Raw genomic sequence first — 21,570 nt, forward strand, 5'->3', positions numbered from 1 at the left:
TGCGACTGGCCGCGACTAATGACCGGGGCGACGAACTGTGATCAACGACGAGTCCGACGGACCGCGACCGACGCCAGCGCTACGGTTCGCCGCCCTCATCGACCCTACTCGTCCAACCGCTCACTCCTCTCTCGCTGCACGAACCGTTAACACCGGCGTCGTCGCCGTCCGAAGAACGCGTTCCGTGACGCTCCCCAGGAGGAGCCGATCGAGGCCGCTGCGTCCGTGCGTCCCCATCACGAGGAGGTCCGCATCGACGGCGTCCGTGTACGTCCGAATTTTTTGGTGCGTCGAGCCGTACGTGACCGTCACCTCCGTCTCGACGCCCAGGTTTGCCGCCCGCTCGACGCCCTCCTCGACGACTCGGCGGGCGTACCGCTCGAGTCGATCGAGTCTGAGATCGTTCTGATCTTCGATTCCCGCCGGCGTTACGTCGACGATCGAGAGGAGGTGAACGGTCGCGTCGTGGTGGGCCGCGACCGTCAGTGCGCGCTCGAGTGCGACCTCGGCGTGCGCGCTGCCGTCGGTCGGTACCACGATCGTCTCGATCGGGTAGGGGCGCCTGACCTCGGGTGCACCCCGAACCACGAGGACGGGAACGTCGGCATCGCGGACGACCGACTCGGTTACGCTGCCGAGCAGGAGTCGACCGACGCCGCGTCTGCCACGCGTCCCCATGACGATCGCGTCGACGTCGTGCTCGACGGCTGCCTCGAGGATCGCGTCCCGCGGCTCGCCGGTCTCGATCTCTTCGATAATGGGCGAGCCGGTCTCCCCCGCCCAGTCGCGACTCACCGCGAGGGGGTCGTCCGTTTCGTCCGTCTCGTCAGGATCGACCACGTACAGGATGTGGACGGTCACCTGCTCGACGGCGGCTATTTCGCCGGCGTACTCGAGCGCCGCGTTCGCTGGGCCGCTGCCATCGGTCGGAACGAGGATCCGGTCGAACATACGTACTCGTCATCCCGGTGTGCCTTACAGCTATCTCTCGTTCCGACCGGTCGGGAATGCTAATTCCTCGAGCAACGCGTCCACGTCCTCCCGACTGTTGAACGCGTGGACCGACGCGCGAATCGCATCGGGGCCGGGGAGCGACCGAACTACGATTCCGCGTTCCGAGAGCCGCTCGACGGTCGGCTCCGGCTCGTCGACCGCGATGGTCACGAGCCCCGACTCGTAGCGTCGCGGACTCAGCAACTGCTCGTCCGAGAGGCCGTCTTTGAGTCGATCGGTCAGCGTCTCGATCCGGTCGCCAATCGTCTCGATGCCGATCTCCTCGAGGCAGTCGATCGCCGCCGTCAATCCGGCGTAGGGGGCCGGACTCGAGGTTGCAACCTCGAACCGATTTGCCCCCGATTCGTATCGGTAGTCGACGGCGTTCTCGTCGACGACGCTGCGGTAGCCGATCGCGGGCGGCACGAGGTCCTGTTCGCGCACGAGTCCCTCCCGAATGTAGAGGAAACCGGAGCCGAACGGCCCGCAGAGCCACTTGTGGCCCGCGGCGGCAACGAAGTCGGCACCCCACTGGCCGACATCGACCGGCAGCTGTCCGGGGGCCTGAACGGCATCGACGAGCACGAGCGCTCCCGCATCGTGGGCGACGTCGACGATCTCCGAAATCGGCAGCCGGGTGCCGTGCGTCCAGGTGAGCGAACTCACACAGATCAAGGTCGCCTCGCTCGCCACCGCTTTCACGGACTCGAGGTCGAGACGGCCGCCTGCCGTCTCGAGCGTTCGAATCTCGATCCCGCGTTCGTCTTCGAGTCGCTGCCACGGGAGGATTCCCGCGGAGTGCTCGAGGTCGGTCCGGACGACGACGTCGCCGGCCTCCCAGTCGATGGCACCCGCGACCCGGTTGATCCCGTCCGTCGTGCTCTCGGTGAGGGCGATTTCGTCCGCGTCGGCGCCGAGCAGGTCGGCTACGGACGCTCTCGCCTCGTCGTAAACGTCGAACGCGGCGGGGTACTGTCCCTCCTCGGTCGGTGCCTCGTACTCGTGGTGCTCGAGGGCCGATTCGGCCGCCTCGACGACCCGGCACGGACTCGGTCCGCCCGCCCCCCAGTTCAGGTAGGCGGCGGACTCGAGAGCCGGAACGGTCTCGCGAAGCTCCAGTGGCGTCATGAACGGTTCGTTCGCGGCCCGCCGTGTTAGCCACTCGCTTTCGCGTCGCTCCGTTCATGTCGCCTCCCGTACGCCACCAGTTGGTTCCCGAAAGGCGGTAACCGGAGGTGGACTTTTACCGGTCTGACGATCACCTAGCAGCCGATGATGTTCGTCTCCGTACCGTCGATCGCGTTCGACGCCAGCGATCCGGAAACGACGGTCGCGATCGGCTACCTGTTCGCCTACCTCGCGATCGCCGTCGCCGCGGTCGTCTTGCTGTACTACACGTCCGTCTACGTCCGCGACGTTCTCGCGGCCGACGTGAGCGAGGCGCAGTGGTTCATACTCGCCGGTATCGGTGCCGCGATCGTCTACGCCGCGGCCGGTGTCGGAACGCTGTTGCTCGAGTCCGATTGGGCCGGCTCGTTCGTCGAGGGTGCCGTGCTGTTCTTCATCCTCTTTCTCACGCTGGGTATTCGAGCGATGTACCACGCCGAACGGCCGGGAGAAGGGCGTTCTCGAGTGCTGCCCGCGTGGGTCGACGTCGCCGTCATCGCGGTCTTCGTCGCCGCGTGGTGGGGGACCGTTCTCGTCGACACCGACTGGACGCGCCCGGTCGTCGCGGCCGGCTGGATCCTCACCTCCGGCTGGGCGATCCTCTACGGCGTACAGGCAGTCCGCGTCCACGAGGGGACGACACTGGCTGCGCTGACCCGCCACCTGCTGCCGGCCATCGTCGTCGTCGTCGCCGTCATCTTCGTCGATCTAGTGACGGGCTATCTCGCCGGCTACGGCGCGCTCGCTGACGCCGCCTGGATCGTCGGTACGACGCTCGTCGCCGCCTTCCTGTTCAACACCGCCGTCGCCATCCGACAGCAAGGCGGCGAACTCGAGCGCCTCTACGACTGGACGACCTGGCGCGAGCAGTCGCTCGACGACTGACACGAGCAGGGGGCTCAGCCTCGGCTGGTGACGACTGTTCGGCGAATTGCGAACCCGTCTCACGGCTCGGGTCCGTCAACGGCCGGATCGTCGAGCAACGGTCGCAATCGTCGACGACGCCCTCTCAGAGTTCGCCGCGGAGAACGATGTCCTCGCCGACCGTCTCGAGCATGTCTTCCGTGACGATGTAATCCTCCTCGTCCTCCCCTTCCACGCCGATCTTCGCGAGTACGTGCTCCGCGACGGAAGGGTTCGGATCGACGGCGGCGCGGCCACCGTCGACCTGCGCGACGATTCCGAGCTCTTTCCCTTCCGCGTCGATCACCGTCTTGCCGACTTCGTCGTCAGTCAGTGTCGCTGTCACACCGAACGCTATCACGACGGCCGGGATAACGTCGTGGCCGTCTCATGCCAGTCCGGTCGGGCGACCTTCGCGTGCTAGTCCGAGCAGATCCATCATGGCCCGGAGCGAAGCACCGACCCGTCGGTCGGATCGAAGGATGTCCCGCCGGTCGGTACGAGGACCGTTCCGCCGGCCGACGCGACCCGCTGCACACGCGCCCCCGGAGTATTTGACGACGGCTGACGTGACTAGCGACGACGCCTCGTTCCACCCATGACTCACACTATCGAGATCAGCGACGACCTGAAGGACCGACTCGACAGCCACTGCGAGGAGGACCAGACCATCGAAGAACTCCTCGAGGAACTGGTCTCGATCTACGAGACCGAAGGCACGTTCCTCCAGGAAGGCTACTCCGAGTGACTCGAGCGATGGCAGCCGACCCGCCACCGTTTTCGTTCGATTTCTCGTCGCGAGTCACGAGCGTGACGACGGCCTGTTTACGACTTCGACTCGACTGTACAGCGTTTTCACGGCGGGTTCACCTCTCGGTCTGCGTCGGTCGTCGAGTCCGGTCGCTCGTCGGTGACGACCGCTCGATCGGGCAGTTTCGGCGTCGGTGCCCGCCCCAGCGTGAGCAGGCGCTCGGTGCGGGTGATCTCCTCCGAGCTGGGGTTTGCCTTCTCGATCTCCTCGTACTCGACGGCCACGCCGTCGGGATCGTCCGATATTCGGACGGCACAGAGCTGGTAGGACGGGTAGAACACCGGCGGGAGCAGCCCGGCGACGACGTCCCGACGGTGGAGACGTTTCAGCCAGGTGCCGGTGTTGACGAGCAGCCGACCGTCGATCTCGGTCACCGACGGTCGGTGGGTGTGGCCGTAACAGAAGATCGCCGTCTCCGGTCGGTCGGCGAACACCTCGCGGGCGGCCTCGACGTACGGCGCTTCGGGGTCGACGGTGAGGTCCGTCTCGAACACGCCGAACCGATCGACGGTCTTCCCAACGTCGCGGAAGACGAAGTAGACCGGAATGCCGACGATAAGGATCATGCCGGTGATCGCCGCATTGACGACGAGGAGGAAGTGGACGGTCTCACCGACCAGTCCCATCCGGTCGAGAACCGCGTCCGCCCGCTCGACCGGCATCGTCCAGATGCCGGCGACGTCCAGCCCCGCCAGTACGGCGATGATGGCGCTAACGTAGAACAGCAACAGAAACGGAATCACGGCGTACCGCAGGAGGGGATTCATTTCGCGGTAGAAGTACTTCGAGAGGAGCCAGTTCGGGACTCGCTCGGTGGGCGTGACAGCTTGCACGTCCTTCAGCCAGTTGTACCGTCCCCGGTCGGAGAGCTGACCGGCTCGGCTCGTGACGAGCGCGTTGTAGAAGTAGCCCAGCGGCGTCTCGAAGGGGTTGCCGAAGTCCCGGAATCGGTTGTTTGGATCCTGCTGGTGACCGTGTTCGAAGTGGATTGTTCGGTCGCCGACCGGTCGAACGACCGACTGGTCCTGGACGAGGGTAATGTTGTAGTCGGCCAACCGGCTCACGTACTCGTCGTAGGCGGCGAGATCGCTGTCGTGATTGCCCGGCAGCAGCGTTATCGGTATCGAATCGCCGGTCGCGCGCAACTGTTCGAACAGCTCCGGATAGCGTTCCGTGAGCCGGTCGAACTTCGCCACCCCCTCGGTTTCGGTGTACTCCCACAGTCCGAACGCGTCGCCGTTGATGATCAGCTCCGCGTCCTCGTCAGTCGTCTCGAGGCGCTCGAGAAACGCGAGTAACTCCTCGAGGAAATCGATCTCACCCAGTTGCTCGTCGCCGCCCATGTGGAGGTCGCTGATCACGTAGTAGACCGGATCGGCGACAGTGTCGGCCATGACTTCGGCGTTCGACTCCGACGGGTATAGTGCTACTCCCGCTCGTCACACGGCGATACGCACTCGAGACGGGTTACACTAGTTCGGCGTCGCCTGCACACAGGAGTCGACAGTCGTCTGCCCCCACCGAACCGTCTCACTCGGCTACGCGTCGCGATCCCACCGAAAGCCGACCGGCGCTGCAGGCGGCTCGAGCGGGCTCGACGGCAGTTCGGTCCCGGCGATAGACTCGTTGTACGCCCGCGGCGCGACGTCGTTCGGACTGTCCGGGTAGTACAGCGACGCGAGCGTCTGGATGTGGCCGCGACCGACGCCGAGTTCGAACTGGCCGCCGCCGTACAGTCGAATATCGCGCTCCTCGCAGTGGGCGATCGTCTCGAGCAGCGACTCGAGCGAGCCGAACCGCGAGGGTTTGATGTTGAGCCAGTCGGGCTCCCACGGGAGCGCTTCGACGTCCTCGAGTCCGTCGATCGGCGCGTCCCAGGAGACGCGGCTTCGAGCCGAATCGTCCTCGAACAGGGGATCGGTCTCGTCGGTCAGCGCCGGGTCCTCGATCACGGCGCGGGGGAAGGCCTCGAGAACGCGTCGGTACAGCGCCGGATCCGTCGGGACGTCGACCTCGGTCCCTTCGTACTGGCCCTTGAGGTCGAGAATTCGGACGCTGTCGGTTCCAACGCTGTCGTCGATCGCTCTCACGAGGTCGTCGTCCCACTCAGGGATCGGATCGAGTTTGAACTCGAGGTCGGGAACCCGGTCGCGCAACTGCTCGAGCCGATCGGTCGTCGGCGGTTCGCCCAGCCGCGTGCTGGCGACGAACCGAACGGGATCGAGCGAGCGGCCGAGCGCGCTGGCGACGTCGGTGCCGGCCTGTCGAAGGGCGAGGTCCAGCGCGGCGCTCTCGAGACCCCAGCGGCGGTAGTTCCGAAAGACCTCGCGGTCGGGTGCGCCCGCCGGGAACAGGTCAACCGACTCAAGGCGGGCCGAAAAGGAGTCGATGGTGTACTCGCCGGTGAGATCGGGCAGCCCCGACTCGGCCAGTGCGTCGTGTTCGTCGGTCTCGTAGGTGACGTCCTCGCCGCGGCCGACGATGGAATCATCGCGACCGCCGTCGGCGTTCGATCCGGGTCCGGTCAGTGCGAACTCGGTGGAGACCCGGGTGAACCCGCTCGAGGTCTCCCGTTCCAGCCGTTCGGTCGATACCGCGTCGATCGACAGCGACAGATCGGCGATCCGGTCGTAGTCCATACGGACCACTCGAGGGCCACGGAAATGAAGGTTGCAGGCGATCGGGTCTCGGTTCACAGACGATACGGGACTCCCAAACGGGGGTCAACTCACTTCTCGTCGCGTCGCTGGCGCAGGTTCTGGCGGGTGAACTGCGGCTTGACGCGGGTCGTTCGGCGCTCGCGGAACGACCGGTAGAGCTGGATCACCACCACGAGCGAGAAGACCGCGGCGACGACGCTGGCCTCGGGGGCCTCGAGGGCGTAGAGGACGCCCATCGAGAACAGCGACATGGTCAGCAACAGGCCGTAAATCAGTCGTTTGGCGAGCGTGGCGAACACCTTCTCCTCGTCCTCGACGCCGATGCGGACGAAGAGGTCGTCGCGATCCAGTCGGTCGAGCGTGCGCTCGGTTTTGGGTGCCAGCCGAGTGAGCGACTCGCCGCTGCGGCGGAGTTGCTGGCCGGTCTCGCGGACGTATTGGCGAGCGGTCTCCTCGCGGTAGCCCTGCTCGGTGAGGTAGTCGGTCGCGGTGTCGATGAAGTCGAAGTCAGAGTCGAGGGTGACGCAGACGCCCTCGACGACGGTCGCGACCCGGAGGACCAGCGCGAGGTTCTTCGGGAGTCGGAACGGGAAGACGTAGATCGAGTCCTCGATCTGGCCGACGATCTGGTTGATCCGGTACTGCTCGACGTCCTCGCCGCGGGCGTCCTGGATGGCGATCTCCATCACCTCGGCCATCACCCCGCGGTCGGCGTCGGGGCTGAGCGTCCCGATCTCGATCAGGGCGTCGAGGATGCCGTCGATGTCCTGGTTGGCGACGGCGACGTAGAAGTCGACGATCTTCTCCTGGATGAACGAATCGACCCGGCCGGACATCCCGAAGTCGTAGAAGACGATTTGGCCGTCGTCGGTCACCGCGAGGTTCCCCGGGTGCGGGTCGGCGTGAAAGACGCCGTCCTCGATGATCATCTGCAGGTACGCTCGCTCCAGGTTCTCCGCGACTCGCGTTCGGTCGATCCCCTTTCGCTCGAGTTCCTCGACGTCGTTGATCTTCGTCCCCTCGACGTACTCCATCGTGAGCACGCGCGGCCCCGAGTGGCTCTCGATCACGTCGGGGATGACGAACCGATCGTCGCCGGCGAAGTTCCCGCGGATCTCCTGGAGCATCTCCGCCTCGCGCTCGTAGTCCATCTCCTCGCGGATCGTCTTCGAGAACTCGTCGGCGAGGTTCTCGAGCGAGAACGACCGCGACTCGTCGACGAAGGTGAGCAGGATCGGGAGCGACCACTTGATCACGCGCAGATCGGCGTTCACCAGTTCCTCGATGTTCGGTCGCCGGATCTTGACGGCGACCTCGCGGCCGGCGTCGCCGGCGGTATCGACGTCGCTCGCCCGTTCGCTGCCCCCGACGGCAGCGTCGTCGTCCGCGACAGCGTCGCGACCGACGCGCGCTCGGTACACCTGGCCCAGACTCGCGCCGCTGATCGCGTCCGTCTCGAATTCCGTAAAGTGATCCTCGAGCGGCCCGCCGAGTTCGTCCTCCAGCACGACCTTCGCCTCGTCCCACTCCGCGGGCGGCACGTCGTCCTGCAGCGCCGAGAGCACCTCGATGTACGCCGGGGGCAACACGTCCGGCCGCGTCGAGAGCAGTTGGCCGAGTTTGATGAACGTCGGCCCAAGGGTCAACAGCGACTCGAGGAGGACCTCCGCGCGGTGGCGGTGGGTCTCGGGATCGACCCGTCGCGACCGGCCGAAAAGCAAGAATCGGCGGCGGTCACGGGCGAAGGCGACGAGCAGCGGGAGGAACTGCCACGCGACGAGCACGAACCGCTTGTAGGCGCGGAGGGAGACCAGTCTCAGTCACCTCATGTTAGTCGGCATCCTCGACGACATCGATCGTCGTCTCTCCGTCTCCGGACGTTTTGGGCAGGTGTAACTCGAGGACGCCGCGTTCGACCGTCGCTTCGGCCTCCGTCTCGAGGGCGTCGGCGGGCATCGGGAGGTCGACGTCCAGGAACAGCGAACGGTTCTCCTCGAGGTAGCGGTAGTCGTCCTCGGGCTCTTTCTCGCGGTGGGCGTCGATCGAGATACGGCCGTCTTCGACCGACAGCTCGAGCGAGTCGGCGGAGACGCCCGGAACGTCGAGAACGAGCAGGTAGGCGTCCTCGCTCTCGAGCAGATCGAAGAAGACGTCGTCCGAGAGGTCCCGCAGTGCGTCGCGAAGCGCTGACATAGCTACTGGTTCGAACGCCGATACGAAAAAGCCCGCGGTAGCGGTCGATTCGAGCGGAACCAAAATCGGAGATGGTGGGGTGTAACAATGAGCCGCAAATCGCGCGACCGGGAGCCGTGTTCAGACGGCCAGCAGAACGGCGACCGTCACGGAGACGACGGCGAGAATCACGGCACCGAGGCCGTACGCACCGGCCCGCAGCCCGAGGCGTCGTTCGGTGCTGTCGGAGATGACGAACGGATCACCGAACAAGTGGTGGCGTAACCGGAGCAGGGGGCTCTCCGAGAGCGCCGCCTCGTCGATTCCGACCGCGGCGTTGACCTGGCCGGCGTCCCGCGAGACGGTCGTATCATATCGGGCGACGCCGAGGACGTGAATCTCGTCGCCGGGCTCGAGGATCCACTCGCGAAATCGACGGTCCGTGCCCGTTTTGAGCTCGAACAGCCGGAGATCGACCACGCTGTTCTGACAGTCGACGTCCTCGCTATCTTCGATGTACCGGGCGACTCGCGGCGGCGGCTCCGTCCCGCCGTCGACGTCGATCCGGGTCGCGTTCCGAAGACGAAAGTCCGCACCCGGGGGCTCGATCAGGACGCTGCCCGTCTCGTCCTCGAGTCGAAACGGAACGGAGTCGTCGCCGGAGGCGATCGTCGCCCACGACGTGCCGTTGTTCGAATCGCGTCGCTCCTCGACGCCGTAACTGTAGGCGAGACACGGCGTGTCGGTAAACGGTGACCGAACGAGTCGGCCGGCGGCGGTGGCGGTCCCGCGAAGTTCGACTCGCCCGCCGTTGGGCGTATCGAGGACCGAATCCGGCCGAGATCGGAGGACGCGGTTCGCGAGTCGAAGCTCCGCGATCCCGTACCAGAGACAGCCGAGCGCGATCACCCCGCCGATTGCGAGGACGACCACCGAGAGCGGATCGAGTTGGGCCGGTGTCATCTCTGTCGGAGACCTGGGCAGCGACGGACGATATAGGTGGTGAAACGCGGGGGGACTATGCAGAGGAACGAGCGGGGAACGCCAGTCGGCGGAGCGGCGGACGGTCCCCTACGTTTTTGGCGCCCGGCACCCCGAGTCAGAGTATGGACGGAGCCGACAGCGAGCGCAAGGAGTCCGGATTCAAGGTGCGGACCCCGGTGGCGGAGGCGCGTCGGATACTCAGGGATGCCGTCGCGGCGGGCGGGCCGGCCGACGGAGGCGGTTCCAGCGACGGCGGCCCGCCGCAGACGGGCACCGAACGGATCGACGTCGAGCGCGCGGACGGCCGCGTGCTGGCCGCACCAGTCGCGTCCGCTCGGAACGTTCCCCACTACCGGCGGGCCGCGATGGACGGTTACGCCGTCCGCGCCGCGGACACCTTCGGTGCCAGCGATCGCTCGCCCGAAGTGCTCCGGATCGCCGAGGGAACCGGCGGCGACGCCACCGTCGGACCCGACACCGCCGCCCGTGTCCACACCGGCAGCGCCCTGCCCGAGGGCGCCGACGCCGTCGTGATGATCGAGCGCGTGACGGCACTCGAGTCCGCGGGCGAACTCGAGGTCGAGGACGCCGTCGCGGAGGGGGAGAACGTCGCGCCGGTCGGCGAGGACGTCGCGGAGGGCCAACGGCTCTACGCTGCGGGTCATCGACTCCGACCGTCGGATATCGGGCTCCTGCGCTCTGCGGGCTACGCGAAGGTTCCGGTCGCGAAGCGGCCGACGGTCGGCGTCGTGCCGACGGGGGAGGAACTCGTCGCGGTCGATCCGGAGCCGGGCGAAGTCGTCGAGACGAACGGCCTCACCGTCTCCCGACTGGTCGAGCGCTGGGGCGGCCGTGCGACCTACCGAAACGTCGTCACTGACGACCCCGAATCGCTGCGCGTGGCGATCCAGCGGGATCTGACGAAGGACGTCGTCGTCACGACCGGTGGGTCCTCCGTCGGTCAGCGCGACCTCTTGCCCGAGGTGATCGACGACCTGGGCGAGGTGCTCGTCCACGGCGTCGGCCTCAAACCCGGCCACCCCGTCTGTCTGGGGATCGTCGAGGATACGCCCGTCCTCGCCTTACCCGGCTACCCCGTCGCCTGTATCGTCAACGCGGTCCAGTTCCTGCGCCCCGTGCTGCGGTGGCTCGAGGGCACCGAGCCCGACCCCCATCCCACGACGCTGGCCCGACTCGAGCGCAAGATCCCGAGCGAACCCGGGACGCGAACGTTCGCGCGGGTGCAACTCGAATCGCTGGAGGGAGACGCGAGCGAACTCGAGGCCGACGAGCCGCGATACGCCGCGACGCCGACCAGAGCGAGCGGGTCGGGCGTGCTCTCGAGCGTCGCGCTGGCCGACGGCTGGGTGGTCGTCGACGACGAGCGCGAGGGGATTCCGGCGGGTGAGACGGTTGCCGTCCAGGACTGGGAGCCGAACGGCTGATACGGTTTGCTGTACCGATTTGCCGGTGCAACCGCGATCATCCTGCGGTTGCACCGGAATCTGACTTACAGCAGACCGTATGAACGGCACAGTCGCGACCACCATGATTAATAGCACTGTCTGGCTACCCTGCACGTATGGAACTGAACGAATTCCTCGACGGGGAATCGCTCACCGGACGACAGGCGGCGATCATCTTCTTCGCCTTCCTGTTGTTGATTATCGCGGCGGGCATCCTGCTCGTGGCGCTCAGCGACGTCTTCTGGCTGCTCGTCTGAGCTCGCCGGATCCGCTGAGCTCGTGAGACCGACGACGAACTGACCTCCGAAAAATTGCGTGACGACGAACCGATCGGCGGCACGGGATCGTTCCGACACCCCTCGCGTCGCGACGGTCCGCTCGAGCGGACGGCCTACTCGAGCGCAAGTCGAACCGCGTCCGCGAGCGCGTTTACGCGAGCGACGTGCTCGTAGGAGCCGTCGCGAACCCCGTTCGTGACGTACGAGAAGCCGATATTCTCCTCGGGATCGGCCCAGCCGACACTGCTTCCCAGTCCGGCGTGACCGAACACTCGCTTCGGTGAGAGTGTTCCGTACGGCGCGACCGTCGTCCCCCCCTTCCAGAAGCCGAGGGCGAACCGGCCTTCGCGGCCGAGCGTGCCGTCCGCATCGGTTTCGGCTTCGAGGGCGGTCATTTTCTCGACTGTTTCGGCCGAGAGGAGCCGGGCGCCCTCGAGTTCGCCGTCGTTGGCGAGGCAGGCGTAGAACCGGGCCATATCGCTCGCGGTGCCGATTCCGTTTGCCGCCGGAATCACCGAGCGGTGGATCGCCTCGGTGTTGAACGGCGCGGCAACTGCCGTGTGGTCGCCGAGCCCCTCGCCCGGGTCGCGACAGCGGTCGAACGGCTCGAACCCCACCAGCGTCGCGACGTCGTCGTCTTCGTCCTCCCGAAGGCCGATACCGGTGTCGGCCATGCCGAGCGGGTCGAACACGCGCTCCGCGGCAGCATCTTCGATGGGCGTCCCCGACACCCGGCGGACGAGTTCGCCGACTAGCCAGCCGAACGTGAGCGCGTGGTAGGCCGGTTGCTCGCCCGGCGGGAAGTTCGGCTCCATCGACTCGAGGTGCTCGACGACGGCGTCCCAGTCTCCCCAGCGGTCGGGTCGGTCGTCGATTTCGCCGCGATTGAGCCCCGACGTGTGGCTGAGCACCTGCCGAACGGTGATTTCGGCCTTCTCGCTCTCGTCGTCGGCGAACTCGGGCCAGTGGTCGACGACCCGGTCGTCGTAGGCGAGTTCGCCGTCGTCAACGAGCGCATGGAGGGTCACCGCGGCGTACGGCTTCGTGCACGAAAAGAGAACGTGGCGCGTGTCCGTCGTCTCGTCGTCGCCGTCCGGACCCGTCACGCCGCCCGCGAGGTCGAGCACCTGCTCGCCGTCGACGTAGACGCTCAACTGGGCGCCGTGGTGGAGGCCAACCTCGAGGTGACGGTCGAACAACGCGGCGATCCGCTCGCGATCGGATTCGGCAAGTCGTGACATACCATCATCCTCCAGCGGCAGACTTGTAGGCATTGCTGTCCGTGCGGCTCAGTGAGGGACAATCGAGTCAGATCAGTCGAACCGCGCGGGTGGCGTGCGAGAGATCACTCGAGTCGGTGCCACTGACTCGCCGACTCGAGACGCGCCATCGCGGATTCGACGTCCCGTCTCGGAAGGCTGTAGAACCGCTCTCGGCCGACGGGCGTGCGGACGCAGACGACGGCAGTGTTGGCCAGCACCCGAAAGATCGACAGTCGCCACGTGCGTCCCGGTCGTGTCCATTCACCGCACAAGGAAACGTCGTTGCCGTCAACCACCTGCGACCCGAGTTCCCAGCTCAATCGCGACGACTGTGACTGATCGAACGGGACGGCCTCAGGAAGGGAGACGCCCGCGTCGGCATCCCGTTGGAAGCCATGTGTGGCCATACCACGACTCTCGACATTCGAGCGGAAAAAGCCACTCATCCGACGCGACTTATAACTAAACTGGGATTCCGTGGACGATCGAAACGGATTCGGACGAAACGCGACGACACTCACCCTCGCTCGAGCACTCAGTCACTCGGCTGTGAGTCGGGCCGGTAGGACCGACTGACGACCTTCCAGGTTCCCGTCTCGAACCGATAGTAGGTGACGACCGCGGGGACGAGCGTCTCGAGGACCAAGGCAGCGTACAGCGCCTCGATCCCGAGCGGGGTGACGGCCTCGAGACCCGGGACCGGAACCGCAACGGCACCGAGGAGGGCGACGGGAAGCGCGAAGACGTAGAGCCCGAGCAGTTGGCCGTAGAAGGGCCAGCGAGTGTCGCCGCTGGCGCGCAGCGGCCCGGTCGCGCCGCCGCTGACGCCCCGGAAGATCACGCTGACGCAGGCAACGGCGATGAACGTCGTCACGAGCGGGAGGATCGACGGATCGTCGACGAAGACGCGGCCGATCTGTTCGGCGAAGACGAAGACGACCGCCGCGCTGACGAGGTAGACGCCGACGCCGAACCAGAGGACTTGACGGCCGTAGCTGTCCGCTGCTCGTTCGTCACCGGTGCCGAGTTCCTGCCCGACGAGGCTGCTCGAGGCCAGCGAGAAGCCCCAGCCGGGCGTGTCCATCAGATCCCGGACCCGTCGAGCGACGACGTAGGCGGCGAGGACGTTCGGCCCGAAGAGCGCGACGATAGCGAGCATCGGGAACTGTGCGCCCCGCCGGGCGACGTTCGTGAACACCAGCGGCGTGCCGATGCTGAGGACGTCGCGGACGTCCTCGAGCGTCGTGCGGGGCCGGCCGAAGCTGAGCGTGACCGGAAACTCGCCGATCAGCGGCAGTCGGCCGACGGCGAAGCCGACGACGAACGCGGCCAGTACGACGACGTTCGCGACGACGGTTCCCATCGCCGCGCCGGCGACGCCCAGTCCGAGCGCGAAGATGAACACCGCGTTGAGCGCGACGTTGACGACGGCACCGCCCGCTCGGAGCATCATGGGCGTCCACGCGTCGTCGGCGCCGACGAGCGCTCGGCTCCCGATGAGGTTCAGCGCCGCAAACGGGACGCCGAGCGCGACGACCTGGAGGTACTCCGCGCCGTAGGCGATCGACGCGGCGTCGTTGCCGACGAGCGCGATCAGCTGGTGAGGAGCGATCCAGTAGAGGGCCGCGAGCGGGAGCATGATCGCCGCGACGACGAGTCCGCTCGTCGTCACCGCCAGCGAGACCTGCTCGGCGGTGCCACCGGTGTAGCGCTGGGAGACCAGCCCGATCGTCGCGCCGGCGATACCGCCGCCGATCCCGAACGCCAGTCCCCAGAACGGGGCCGCGAGTCCGATGCCAGCGATCGCTGCCGGCCCGAGGGCGATCCCGACCATCGCGATGTCCGCCGCGGATTTGGACATCCGGGCGAGTCCCGTGACGATCCGCGGCCACGCGAGGTCGGTCGTCCGCTCGACGCGTCGAGGCTCGATCACCCCGAATCGCGCGAGTAGCGAGCCGACCGAGAGCAGCAGCCACCGGAACGGATTCGGGAGGACACTCCATCGAAAAGACACGAACACGGGTTTGGGTTCTGGCGGTAAAGGGCTTGATATCGGAAGGTACACCGGCAGTCACTCTCATTTTCTCGAAATAGTACACCATTATCGTTCATCGAATACCCATCCGTTCGATACCGTGTGTGAGGATCGCACACCGCGGCCACGGTCGACCGACGTTTTTAGCCCCGGCCCGCCAACGGCGCGTATGGAACGCAAGGAGTTTCGCGACCTCGCCTCGCCCGCGGCGGCCCGCGAGGCGATCGACTCGCTCTCGCTCGAGGGCGGTATCGACCGCGTCTCGCTCGAGGACGCCCGCGGCCGGGTGCTCGTGGCACGACTCGACGCCGAACTCGACGTCCCCGGGTTCGACCGGGCGTCGCTGGACGGCTACGCCCTCCGGGCGCAGGATACGTTCGGCGCCGACGAGGCCGACCCGGCGCGACTCGAGGTCGTGGGCGCAGTCCACGCGGGAGAGAAGCCCGATGTCGAACTCGAGGACGGGCAGGCCGTCGAAATTTCGACTGGGGCGGTGATGCCCGACGGCGCGGACGCGATGGTTCCCGTCGAACGCACGGATATGGACGAAACCGACGGCGGTGGGGCGAACGACGTACTGATCCGCACCTCGGTTGCCCCCGGCGACAACGTCATGTTCGCGGGTGCCGACGTCGCGGCCGGCGAGCGGGCGCTCGGTCCCGGGACCCGAATCACGCCGCGGGATATCGGACTGCTCTCGGCGCTCGGGATCGACGAGGTGCCCGTCCGCGGACGGCCCACGGTCGGCATCGTCTCGACGGGTGACGAACTCGTTCGGCCGGGCGGGGATCTCGAGAGCGAGCGCGGCGAAATCTACGACGTCAACAGCTACACGATCGCCGCGGGAGTCGAGGACGCCGGCGGCGAGGCGGTGCTCTACCCCCACGCCGGCGACGAACAGGACGAAATGGAGCGCGTGCTCCGTGAGGCGGCAGACGACTGCGACCTCGTGCTCTCCTCGGGGTCGACCAGCGCGAGCGCGGTCGACGTCATCTACCGAGTGATCGAGGAACAAGGCGAACTGCTGCTCCACGGCGTGAGCGTCAAACCCGGAAAGCCGATGCTCGTCGGCCGGCTGCAGGGCTCCGCCTACATCGGCCTCCCCGGCTACCCCGTCTCCGCGATGATGGTCTTCCGGACGTTCGTCGCGCCCGCGATCCGCGCGGCCGCCGGACTGCCGGAGCCGAAGGCGGCGACCGTCTCGGGACGGATGGCCAGACAGGAACGCTACGGCGAAGGTCGGCTTCGGTTGATGCCCGTTGGACTGGTTCAGAACGCGGACGACGAGCCGCTCGTCTACCCCGTCGACAAGGGCTCCGGCGCGACGACCAGTCTCGCCGAAGCCGACGGCGTCGTCGAAGTCGGCCCCGAGACCGACTACCTCGAGGAGGGCGAACCCGTCACCGTCCAACTCTTCTCGCCGGACGTTCGGCCACCCACGCTGCTCGGCGTCGGCGAGGACGATCCGACGTTGAATCGGCTGCTCGACCGCCTCGAGAACCCGCGCTATCTGCCGGTCGGCTCCCGGCCGGGACTGCGCCGACTGCGCGAGGGCGTGCCGGACGTCGCGGTCGTCGCGGGACCGACCGATCGCAAACACGAGGCCGACGAACTCGGCGGCTGGAGCCGCGAGTGGGGGCTGATCGTCCGGCCCGGCAACCCGGACGATGTGGAGGGACTCGCCGATCTGGTCGAGCGCGATCTGCGGTTCGTCAACCGCACGACGGACTCGGGGCTGCGGTCGAGTCTCGAGGCCGCAGTTGACGACCTCGCGGAAGAGCGAGACGTCGCTTCCCACGACCTCCGCGAGTCGATCGACGGCTTCGATCTGGGGCTTCGTGCCCACGAGAGTCCCCCCCGGAAAGTCATCGCTGGCGACGCCGATGTCGCTCTCGGTTTGCGCGAGACCGCCGAGCGACTCGATCTCGCGTTCGTCTCCCTCGGCGAACAGCCCGTCCGTGTGCTCGCGAACCCCGATCGAACGGGCAAGGCGAGCGTCCGCGAACTCGAGACGGTGCTCGAGGACGAGACTCGAACCGAGACCGAACGCTGACCTCGGCAACCGGGTACAATGACGGATCGGCGGTGACCGCCGACCGATTCCGAACCGATATCAGCCCGCCAGACAGTCAGTACCGCCAGAACAGCGCTTTTTACGTCAGTGTGATGTACAGGTCTTGATGTCGACGATAGCCGAGTTCCGGCTACCTGCAGCGCAGACGACACTGGGAACGGCACTCGAATACGCACCCGAAGCCACGTTCGAGCTCGAGTCGTCGGTCTCGAAGACGTGCCCCTCGCTCTGGGTCTCCGACGTCGGCCGCGAGACGGCCGTGGCGGCCTTCGAGACGGATCCCTCCGTCGCGGAGTACGAACTGCTCGTCGAAACCCAGTCGCGGCTGCTGTTCGACGTAACGTTCGTGGAGGGGACGATGCGACTCCGGGACGAACTGCTCGCGAACGGCGGCTCCGTCCTCGAGATGTGGGGCACCGACGGCTGGTGGCAGGTCAGAGTCCGATTTCCCGATCGGGAGACGCTGGTCGAGGCGTACGACCGCCTCGAGGCGTCCGGAATCTCGGTCGATCTGCGCCGAGTGAGCGACGTCAGCGGCGTCACTGGTGAGGAGACGCGACTGACACCCCAGCAACAGGAGGCGCTCGAGGCGGCGCTCGAGCATGGCTACTTCGAGATTCCCCGCGGCATCTCGATGGAGGAGTTGGCCGAGGAGCTGGGAATCTCCCACCAGGCGCTTTCCGAGCGGTTCCGACGCGCCTACGAGACGCTGGTCGACGACGAGCTACAGCCCGCAAGCGAGCAGTCGAACGTTCGGTAAGTGCGAGCACCTAGTCGAGTCATCGAATGCGATCTCCAACTGAGTGTGCGCGGCCAACGGTTATGCCCGCCAGCGGCGACGATCCTCGTGGCATGCTCGAACTCTATCAGGCGGAAGGCTGTCCGCACAGCGCCGACGTTCGCGAGAAGCTGACCGATCTCGGCGTCTCGTACGTGATCCACAATCCGCGACAGCCCGGCAGCGAGGGCGGCGACGTGCTCAACGAACAGGCTCTCCGGGTGATGACCGAACTGGGCGGCGAGGACTCAATCCCGTTTCTCGTCGACACCGACCGCGAGGAGGCGCTCTACGAGAGCGAGGAGATCGTCGACTACCTCGAGAATCACTACGCGTGAGGTCGGTGCGGTACAGACGATCCGTCTACGCTGGACGTATTCGACAGTTCGCAGATCTGCTCGCTGCATGATCATTTTTATACGGTATCGGGATAGTCGGGTGATATGAATAGTACAGCGCTGCGACGGCGGGACCTCCTCGTCGCAGTGTCCGGCGGTTGCATTACGCTCGCGGGGTGTTCTGAAATCAGGACCGCCAACTCCGGCTACGGAACGGCCTACGGCTACGGCTACGGAACCGACTGAGCATGGCGGACGAAACGCCGCGGCTCGGACTGGGGACGTACGAACCGGGCGACGAGTGGGATCACACCGACACGGTCGAGGCGCTCGACGAGCACGCGATCGTCCGCGGCCCGATCGCCGACCGTCCGACGACGGGCGAGTACGACGACGAACTGTTCCACGCGACCGACCAGGGGATCACCTGGCGCTGGGACGACTCGAGCGAGGACTGGGTGTACTTCGGCGGCCGGGGCAGTGCCGATCAGCCGGTGCCGGGAACGAGTCACTTCGAGGAGACGCACGTCGGCGCGGCAACGATCGATGCAGCAACCGTCGACACGGCGAGCGTCGACGCAGCGACCCTCGTCCACGCACGGACGGCGGAGACTCCCGTCTGGAACGTCGAGGCACACGGCATCGCAGGCGACGGCACGACCGACGTCGGACAGGCCGTCCACGAACTCCTCGAGTCCGTCGCGGACGCCGGCGGCGGGATCGTCTATTTCCCGCCGGGCCGGTATCTCCTCGAGCGGACGCCGCTGGTAGGTGACGATACGCTCTTGCTGGGTGCCGGTCGGTCGACCGTCCTCGAGGGGCCGCGCCCCGACGGTGAGGAGGGACGGGCGCTCCTTTCCAACAGGGGGTACGACGCGACCGGCTACGAGGGGGCGTCGAACTGGGGCGTCTGCAACGTCCGCATCGACGCACCGGCGTCGAACGGAATCATGCCCGCGCACGCGGAAAACGTCCGGCTGGAGAATATCTACGGCGACGCGGTCTACTACCACCACATCGATATCGTTTCCTCGAAGAACGTCGTCGTCGACGGCTACTGGGCGACCCGCGGCGGCGAGGGGAGTTCGGACGCTCCGATTCAGTTCGACAACCAGAACGCGGGAACGGGCTGGAACAGCGTCTGGAACGGCAAAGATCACAGCCCCGCGACGGCCGACGACACGCCGACGAAACACTGCCGCCTGACGAACTTCGAGATCGATCCCGAGAACGACCCCGACTACGGCGTTCACATCCACCGCGACGGAAACGAGTCGATCACCGTCAGCGACGGCTACATCACCGGCTGCCGGCACTCGGCGATCAGGGCCGACACTGGCGACCTGATCGCGGACCTGACGATCGACCGGGTCTCGTGTATCGAAAACGCGAGGGGAATCTCGCTGGGCCACGTCGAGAGCGGTCGACGAGAGTTGACCATCGACAACGTCACGATCAGGACCGACGACAACGGGTTGGCCGCCGGATCGGGACTCTACGCGAGCGGGTTCGGCGGCGCGAAAATCTCGAACGTCATCGTCGACGGCGCGTTTACGAACGCGATGGTGTTCGACGACATGGACGACCTGAAACTGAGTACCGTCACCGCAACGGGAGCCAGACATCAAGCGTTCCGATTCCGAGAGAACGTCGATGCGACGCTCACGACCGCTCGCGCAGCGGAGTGTGGCACTGCGGGTATCTACTCGGGCCCCGGAAGCCGCGTCGCCTACGGCGGCGTCACGTTCGACGGCGTCGGCAGCGAGGTCGTCGTCGACGGCGAACTTCGGGAGTGGACATCGTCGTAATCGTCGTCGACAGCCTCGTCGGGATAGTCGCAAACCACCCTGTCGGCTCGAGGGCACGCGTCCCTACTACCACCGCAAAAAGCCGTGTCGGGTAGCGCGACCGACGAGCCGTCGATCAGTCGCCCGAGGGTGAGGGGAGCAGATCCCGGACGAACACCTCGTCGGGGAGGTCGGGAAGCTGTGGCGGGACGACCCCGTCGCTCGAGTCGATCGTGTGCCCCGTCTCGACGTAGTGCTCGATCGCCCGGCGCGAGCGAGCGCTGCTGGACGGCTCGTCGGTCTCGCTCGTGTGCCAGTCGCAGGTGAGGCAGTATTTCATTCGCGTCTCTGGTTCCAGCTTAGAGTCGCCTGATGAATCTTTTTTGGTATTGCATGACTCGAGAACCGACCCGATTCGAGACGTACGGGAGTCGATGGGCGACGTTAGAACAGCTCGTCGAACGACTGGACTCGGTAATCGCCGAGGACGCAGCGCCCGCGCCGGTCGTGGCCGACGCGCTCGACGTGAATGGCGTCGAGGCCGGCGTTCCAGGCCGCGCCGACGTCGTTGGCGCCGTCGCCCGCGAGGACGCCCTGATGGCCGTTGTTCGCAACTCCGAGGTCGTCCATTACGGACTGGACGGGCCCCGGGTCGGGCTTCCAGCCGGTCTGTTCGGTACAACACAGTCGCGCGTCGAACCAGTCGTGAATGTCGAGGTGATCGAGAACCGGATCACAGAGGAACTGCTGGCAGTGCGTGACGAGACCGACCGGCACGTCGAGATCGGTGACGAACTCGGCGTCCTCGTGAAGGTAGGTCTGTTCGGCCCGCACCAGCGGATCCTCCTCGTCGTGGAATGCCTCCCAGAACGCCTGCGGATCGAGGCCCCACTCGACGAGTTGGCGGTCTCGAGAGCCGGTCAGGCCGCTCCAAATGATGTCGGCTTCGCGGTCGGTGAACTCGTGGCCGACCCGGTCGCCGACCCGGTCGAACACGTCGCGGGTGTACGACCACTCGACGTCGACGAGCGTCCCGTCGAGGTCGAGCAGCCAGAAATCGTACGGATCGTCGTCGTCCATCTCGCCGTCCATCGGACCCCGATATACGTGCGTCTCAACTAAAGATGTATCGTCTGTCGACTCGTCGGTCACGGAATCACTCGTTCACTCCTTGTCGGTAACTCGGATACTCGAGCCCAGATACTTCGAGAGCACCTCCGAGACGTTCTCGGCGTTGAACGCCTCGAGGTCGGCCGCGATGGCGTCTTTCATGGCCGCGAAGTACTCCTGGTCGACCTGCAGTTCGCGAAACGAAACCGACTCGACGGGTTGCTCGAGCCACTCCTCGATGAGTCCGCGACCGTAGGCCGCGTCGCTCACCTCGCCGCGCCAGAGCGTATCCCGGAAGAACAGCCAGCCCTCGGTCTCCGGCTCGGGAGCCTCGTGAAAGACGGTGACCGTCGTCTCGGCCGTCGACGGGTCGAGCCGAACCGACGGCTGGTTGGGCTCGAGGCGGATCTCCGCGCGGAAGACGTATCGGGCTTCCATCGCTCACCGTGTCCGTATCTTTTTAGGCGTTTTTCTCGGACTCGATCAGCTCCGCCATCTCGGTGTCCTTGTCCGTAATTCCGCCTTCCTCGTGGGAGGTGAGCCGGATCTCGACTTCCTCGTAGCGGATGATGATCTCGGGGTGGTGAACCTGCGCCTCGGCGATTTCGCCGACCATCTGGGCGAAGTTGACGCCGCGGAGGTAGTCGCTGAACCCGTACTGTCGAACGATCTCGTCGCCCTCTTGGGTCCACTCGTCGGGAAGCTGGTCGTCGATTTCGTCGTCGGAAAGCAGATCAGCCATAGTCGGCCGA

General features: G+C 66.3%; 24 protein-coding genes. 9 read left to right on the forward strand and 15 right to left on the reverse strand.

The genetic code is table 11. The features are described from left to right. Positions 1-120 precede the first annotated feature (120 nt). On the reverse strand, positions 121-951 hold the full coding sequence (locus tag ACSFDB_RS09245; RefSeq protein ID WP_440770706.1) for a universal stress protein: 831 nt from the start codon (positions 949-951) through the stop codon (positions 121-123). Between the two features lie 30 nt (positions 952-981). After that, positions 982-2,121, reverse strand: a complete 1,140-nt coding sequence (locus ACSFDB_RS09250) for an aminotransferase class V-fold PLP-dependent enzyme (RefSeq protein WP_440770707.1) — start codon at positions 2,119-2,121, stop codon at positions 982-984. Positions 2,122-2,265: 144 nt separating this feature from the next. Between ACSFDB_RS09250 and ACSFDB_RS09255 the strand changes: the two genes are divergently transcribed. Further along, positions 2,266-3,045: a hypothetical protein gene (locus ACSFDB_RS09255; RefSeq protein WP_440770708.1), complete on the forward strand. Its 780-nt coding sequence runs from the start codon at positions 2,266-2,268 to the stop codon at positions 3,043-3,045. 124 nt (positions 3,046-3,169) lie between these two features. On the opposite strand, the gene ACSFDB_RS09260 is transcribed toward ACSFDB_RS09255, so the two are convergent. After that, complete coding sequence (locus ACSFDB_RS09260) at positions 3,170-3,409, reverse strand: DUF8593 domain-containing protein (RefSeq protein ID WP_440770709.1); 240 nt, start codon at positions 3,407-3,409, stop codon at positions 3,170-3,172. Between the two features lie 252 nt (positions 3,410-3,661). On the opposite strand from ACSFDB_RS09260, the gene ACSFDB_RS09265 reads away from it, so the two are divergent. Continuing rightward, positions 3,662-3,811, forward strand: coding sequence for a DUF7557 family protein (locus tag ACSFDB_RS09265; RefSeq protein ID WP_175529202.1), 150 nt, complete (start codon positions 3,662-3,664; stop codon positions 3,809-3,811). 107 nt (positions 3,812-3,918) lie between these two features. Here the strand turns inward: ACSFDB_RS09265 and ACSFDB_RS09270 are convergent, their stop codons facing one another. The 5 genes from ACSFDB_RS09270 to ACSFDB_RS09290 all read right to left on the reverse strand — a co-directional run bounded on the left by ACSFDB_RS09270 (position 3,919) and on the right by ACSFDB_RS09290 (position 9,669). After that, positions 3,919-5,268 (reverse strand): metallophosphoesterase, encoded by a 1,350-nt coding sequence (locus ACSFDB_RS09270; RefSeq protein WP_440770710.1) that lies wholly within the window; start codon positions 5,266-5,268, stop codon positions 3,919-3,921. A gap of 144 nt (positions 5,269-5,412) precedes the next feature. Further along, positions 5,413-6,513, reverse strand: coding sequence for a hypothetical protein (locus ACSFDB_RS09275; protein ID WP_440770711.1), 1,101 nt, complete (start codon positions 6,511-6,513; stop codon positions 5,413-5,415). A gap of 89 nt (positions 6,514-6,602) precedes the next feature. Next, complete coding sequence (locus ACSFDB_RS09280) at positions 6,603-8,318, reverse strand: ABC1 kinase family protein (protein WP_440770712.1); 1,716 nt, start codon at positions 8,316-8,318, stop codon at positions 6,603-6,605. Positions 8,319-8,364: 46 nt separating this feature from the next. Continuing rightward, entirely contained in the window at positions 8,365-8,727 is a 363-nt protein-coding gene (locus tag ACSFDB_RS09285) for an Hsp20/alpha crystallin family protein (protein WP_440770713.1), read from the reverse strand. A 120-nt stretch (positions 8,728-8,847) separates the two neighbouring features. After that, complete coding sequence (locus tag ACSFDB_RS09290) at positions 8,848-9,669, reverse strand: GIDE domain-containing protein (protein ID WP_440770714.1); 822 nt, start codon at positions 9,667-9,669, stop codon at positions 8,848-8,850. Positions 9,670-9,812: 143 nt separating this feature from the next. Here ACSFDB_RS09290 and ACSFDB_RS09295 point away from each other — a divergent pair, with 143 nt between their 5' ends. Together ACSFDB_RS09295 and ACSFDB_RS09300 are read left to right on the forward strand one after the other, a co-directional pair. Beyond that, entirely contained in the window at positions 9,813-11,135 is a 1,323-nt protein-coding gene (locus ACSFDB_RS09295) for a molybdopterin molybdotransferase MoeA (RefSeq protein WP_440770715.1), read from the forward strand. A 137-nt stretch (positions 11,136-11,272) separates the two neighbouring features. Next, entirely contained in the window at positions 11,273-11,413 is a 141-nt protein-coding gene (locus ACSFDB_RS09300; protein WP_440770716.1) for a hypothetical protein, read from the forward strand. 134 nt (positions 11,414-11,547) lie between these two features. Here ACSFDB_RS09300 and ACSFDB_RS09305 read toward each other — a convergent pair whose 3' ends face one another. The 3 genes from ACSFDB_RS09305 to ACSFDB_RS09315 form a co-directional block, all read right to left on the reverse strand. Next, positions 11,548-12,675: a serine hydrolase domain-containing protein gene (locus ACSFDB_RS09305; RefSeq protein ID WP_440770717.1), complete on the reverse strand. Its 1,128-nt coding sequence runs from the start codon at positions 12,673-12,675 to the stop codon at positions 11,548-11,550. Positions 12,676-12,779: 104 nt separating this feature from the next. Then, positions 12,780-13,103: a hypothetical protein gene (locus tag ACSFDB_RS09310; RefSeq protein WP_440770718.1), complete on the reverse strand. Its 324-nt coding sequence runs from the start codon at positions 13,101-13,103 to the stop codon at positions 12,780-12,782. Between the two features lie 128 nt (positions 13,104-13,231). Next, positions 13,232-14,710, reverse strand: coding sequence for an MATE family efflux transporter (locus ACSFDB_RS09315; protein WP_440770719.1), 1,479 nt, complete (start codon positions 14,708-14,710; stop codon positions 13,232-13,234). Positions 14,711-14,900: 190 nt separating this feature from the next. On the opposite strand from ACSFDB_RS09315, the gene ACSFDB_RS09320 reads away from it, so the two are divergent. The 5 genes from ACSFDB_RS09320 (at position 14,901) to ACSFDB_RS09340 (ending at position 19,729) form a co-directional block, all read left to right on the forward strand. Beyond that, the gene (locus tag ACSFDB_RS09320; protein WP_440770720.1) at positions 14,901-16,784 is read left to right on the forward strand and encodes a molybdopterin biosynthesis protein; all 1,884 of its coding nucleotides are present in this window, start codon (positions 14,901-14,903) and stop codon (positions 16,782-16,784) included. 127 nt (positions 16,785-16,911) lie between these two features. Further along, entirely contained in the window at positions 16,912-17,565 is a 654-nt protein-coding gene (locus ACSFDB_RS09325; protein ID WP_440770721.1) for a helix-turn-helix domain-containing protein, read from the forward strand. Between the two features lie 92 nt (positions 17,566-17,657). Beyond that, positions 17,658-17,921, forward strand: coding sequence for a glutathione S-transferase N-terminal domain-containing protein (locus ACSFDB_RS09330; RefSeq protein WP_440770722.1), 264 nt, complete (start codon positions 17,658-17,660; stop codon positions 17,919-17,921). A 105-nt stretch (positions 17,922-18,026) separates the two neighbouring features. Then, positions 18,027-18,167: a hypothetical protein gene (locus ACSFDB_RS09335; protein ID WP_440770723.1), complete on the forward strand. Its 141-nt coding sequence runs from the start codon at positions 18,027-18,029 to the stop codon at positions 18,165-18,167. 2 nt (positions 18,168-18,169) lie between these two features. Further along, the gene (locus ACSFDB_RS09340) at positions 18,170-19,729 is read left to right on the forward strand and encodes a glycosyl hydrolase family 28-related protein (RefSeq protein ID WP_440770724.1); all 1,560 of its coding nucleotides are present in this window, start codon (positions 18,170-18,172) and stop codon (positions 19,727-19,729) included. 115 nt (positions 19,730-19,844) lie between these two features. Here ACSFDB_RS09340 and ACSFDB_RS09345 read toward each other — a convergent pair whose 3' ends face one another. The 4 genes from ACSFDB_RS09345 to ACSFDB_RS09360 form a co-directional block, all read right to left on the reverse strand. Next, positions 19,845-20,048 carry a hypothetical protein gene (locus tag ACSFDB_RS09345; RefSeq protein ID WP_440770725.1) on the reverse strand — a complete coding sequence of 68 codons (204 nt, stop codon included), beginning with the start codon at positions 20,046-20,048 and terminating at the stop codon, positions 19,845-19,847. 104 nt (positions 20,049-20,152) lie between these two features. Further along, positions 20,153-20,800, reverse strand: coding sequence for an HAD family hydrolase (locus ACSFDB_RS09350; protein ID WP_440770726.1), 648 nt, complete (start codon positions 20,798-20,800; stop codon positions 20,153-20,155). Positions 20,801-20,872: 72 nt separating this feature from the next. Beyond that, a complete protein-coding gene (gene lwrS, locus ACSFDB_RS09355; RefSeq protein ID WP_440770727.1) occupies positions 20,873-21,256 on the reverse strand; it encodes an LWR-salt protein in 384 nt (127 codons plus the stop codon). 22 nt (positions 21,257-21,278) lie between these two features. After that, positions 21,279-21,560: a 4a-hydroxytetrahydrobiopterin dehydratase gene (locus ACSFDB_RS09360; RefSeq protein ID WP_440770728.1), complete on the reverse strand. Its 282-nt coding sequence runs from the start codon at positions 21,558-21,560 to the stop codon at positions 21,279-21,281. Positions 21,561-21,570: the final 10 nt, after the last annotated feature.

Source organism: Natronorubrum amylolyticum, from assembly GCF_052040145.1.
GTDB lineage: Archaea > Halobacteriota > Halobacteria > Halobacteriales > Natrialbaceae > Natronorubrum.

Coding starts and splice junctions, on each gene's coding strand:
- ACSFDB_RS09245 (WP_440770706.1), bottom strand. CDS start 951: ATGTTCGACCGGATCCTCGTTCCGACCGATGGCAGCGGCCCAGCGAAC.
- ACSFDB_RS09250 (WP_440770707.1), bottom strand. CDS start 2,121: ATGACGCCACTGGAGCTTCGCGAGACCGTTCCGGCTCTCGAGTCCGCC.
- ACSFDB_RS09255 (WP_440770708.1), top strand. CDS start 2,266: ATGATGTTCGTCTCCGTACCGTCGATCGCGTTCGACGCCAGCGATCCG.
- ACSFDB_RS09265 (WP_175529202.1), top strand. CDS start 3,662: ATGACTCACACTATCGAGATCAGCGACGACCTGAAGGACCGACTCGAC.
- ACSFDB_RS09270 (WP_440770710.1), bottom strand. CDS start 5,268: ATGGCCGACACTGTCGCCGATCCGGTCTACTACGTGATCAGCGACCTC.
- ACSFDB_RS09275 (WP_440770711.1), bottom strand. CDS start 6,513: ATGGACTACGACCGGATCGCCGATCTGTCGCTGTCGATCGACGCGGTA.
- ACSFDB_RS09285 (WP_440770713.1), bottom strand. CDS start 8,727: ATGTCAGCGCTTCGCGACGCACTGCGGGACCTCTCGGACGACGTCTTC.
- ACSFDB_RS09290 (WP_440770714.1), bottom strand. CDS start 9,669: ATGACACCGGCCCAACTCGATCCGCTCTCGGTGGTCGTCCTCGCAATC.
- ACSFDB_RS09295 (WP_440770715.1), top strand. CDS start 9,813: ATGGACGGAGCCGACAGCGAGCGCAAGGAGTCCGGATTCAAGGTGCGG.
- ACSFDB_RS09300 (WP_440770716.1), top strand. CDS start 11,273: ATGGAACTGAACGAATTCCTCGACGGGGAATCGCTCACCGGACGACAG.
- ACSFDB_RS09305 (WP_440770717.1), bottom strand. CDS start 12,675: ATGTCACGACTTGCCGAATCCGATCGCGAGCGGATCGCCGCGTTGTTC.
- ACSFDB_RS09310 (WP_440770718.1), bottom strand. CDS start 13,103: ATGGCCACACATGGCTTCCAACGGGATGCCGACGCGGGCGTCTCCCTT.
- ACSFDB_RS09320 (WP_440770720.1), top strand. CDS start 14,901: ATGGAACGCAAGGAGTTTCGCGACCTCGCCTCGCCCGCGGCGGCCCGC.
- ACSFDB_RS09325 (WP_440770721.1), top strand. CDS start 16,912: ATGTCGACGATAGCCGAGTTCCGGCTACCTGCAGCGCAGACGACACTG.
- ACSFDB_RS09330 (WP_440770722.1), top strand. CDS start 17,658: ATGCTCGAACTCTATCAGGCGGAAGGCTGTCCGCACAGCGCCGACGTT.
- ACSFDB_RS09335 (WP_440770723.1), top strand. CDS start 18,027: ATGAATAGTACAGCGCTGCGACGGCGGGACCTCCTCGTCGCAGTGTCC.
- ACSFDB_RS09340 (WP_440770724.1), top strand. CDS start 18,170: ATGGCGGACGAAACGCCGCGGCTCGGACTGGGGACGTACGAACCGGGC.
- ACSFDB_RS09345 (WP_440770725.1), bottom strand. CDS start 20,048: ATGAAATACTGCCTCACCTGCGACTGGCACACGAGCGAGACCGACGAG.
- ACSFDB_RS09350 (WP_440770726.1), bottom strand. CDS start 20,800: ATGGACGGCGAGATGGACGACGACGATCCGTACGATTTCTGGCTGCTC.
- lwrS (WP_440770727.1), bottom strand. CDS start 21,256: ATGGAAGCCCGATACGTCTTCCGCGCGGAGATCCGCCTCGAGCCCAAC.
- ACSFDB_RS09360 (WP_440770728.1), bottom strand. CDS start 21,560: ATGGCTGATCTGCTTTCCGACGACGAAATCGACGACCAGCTTCCCGAC.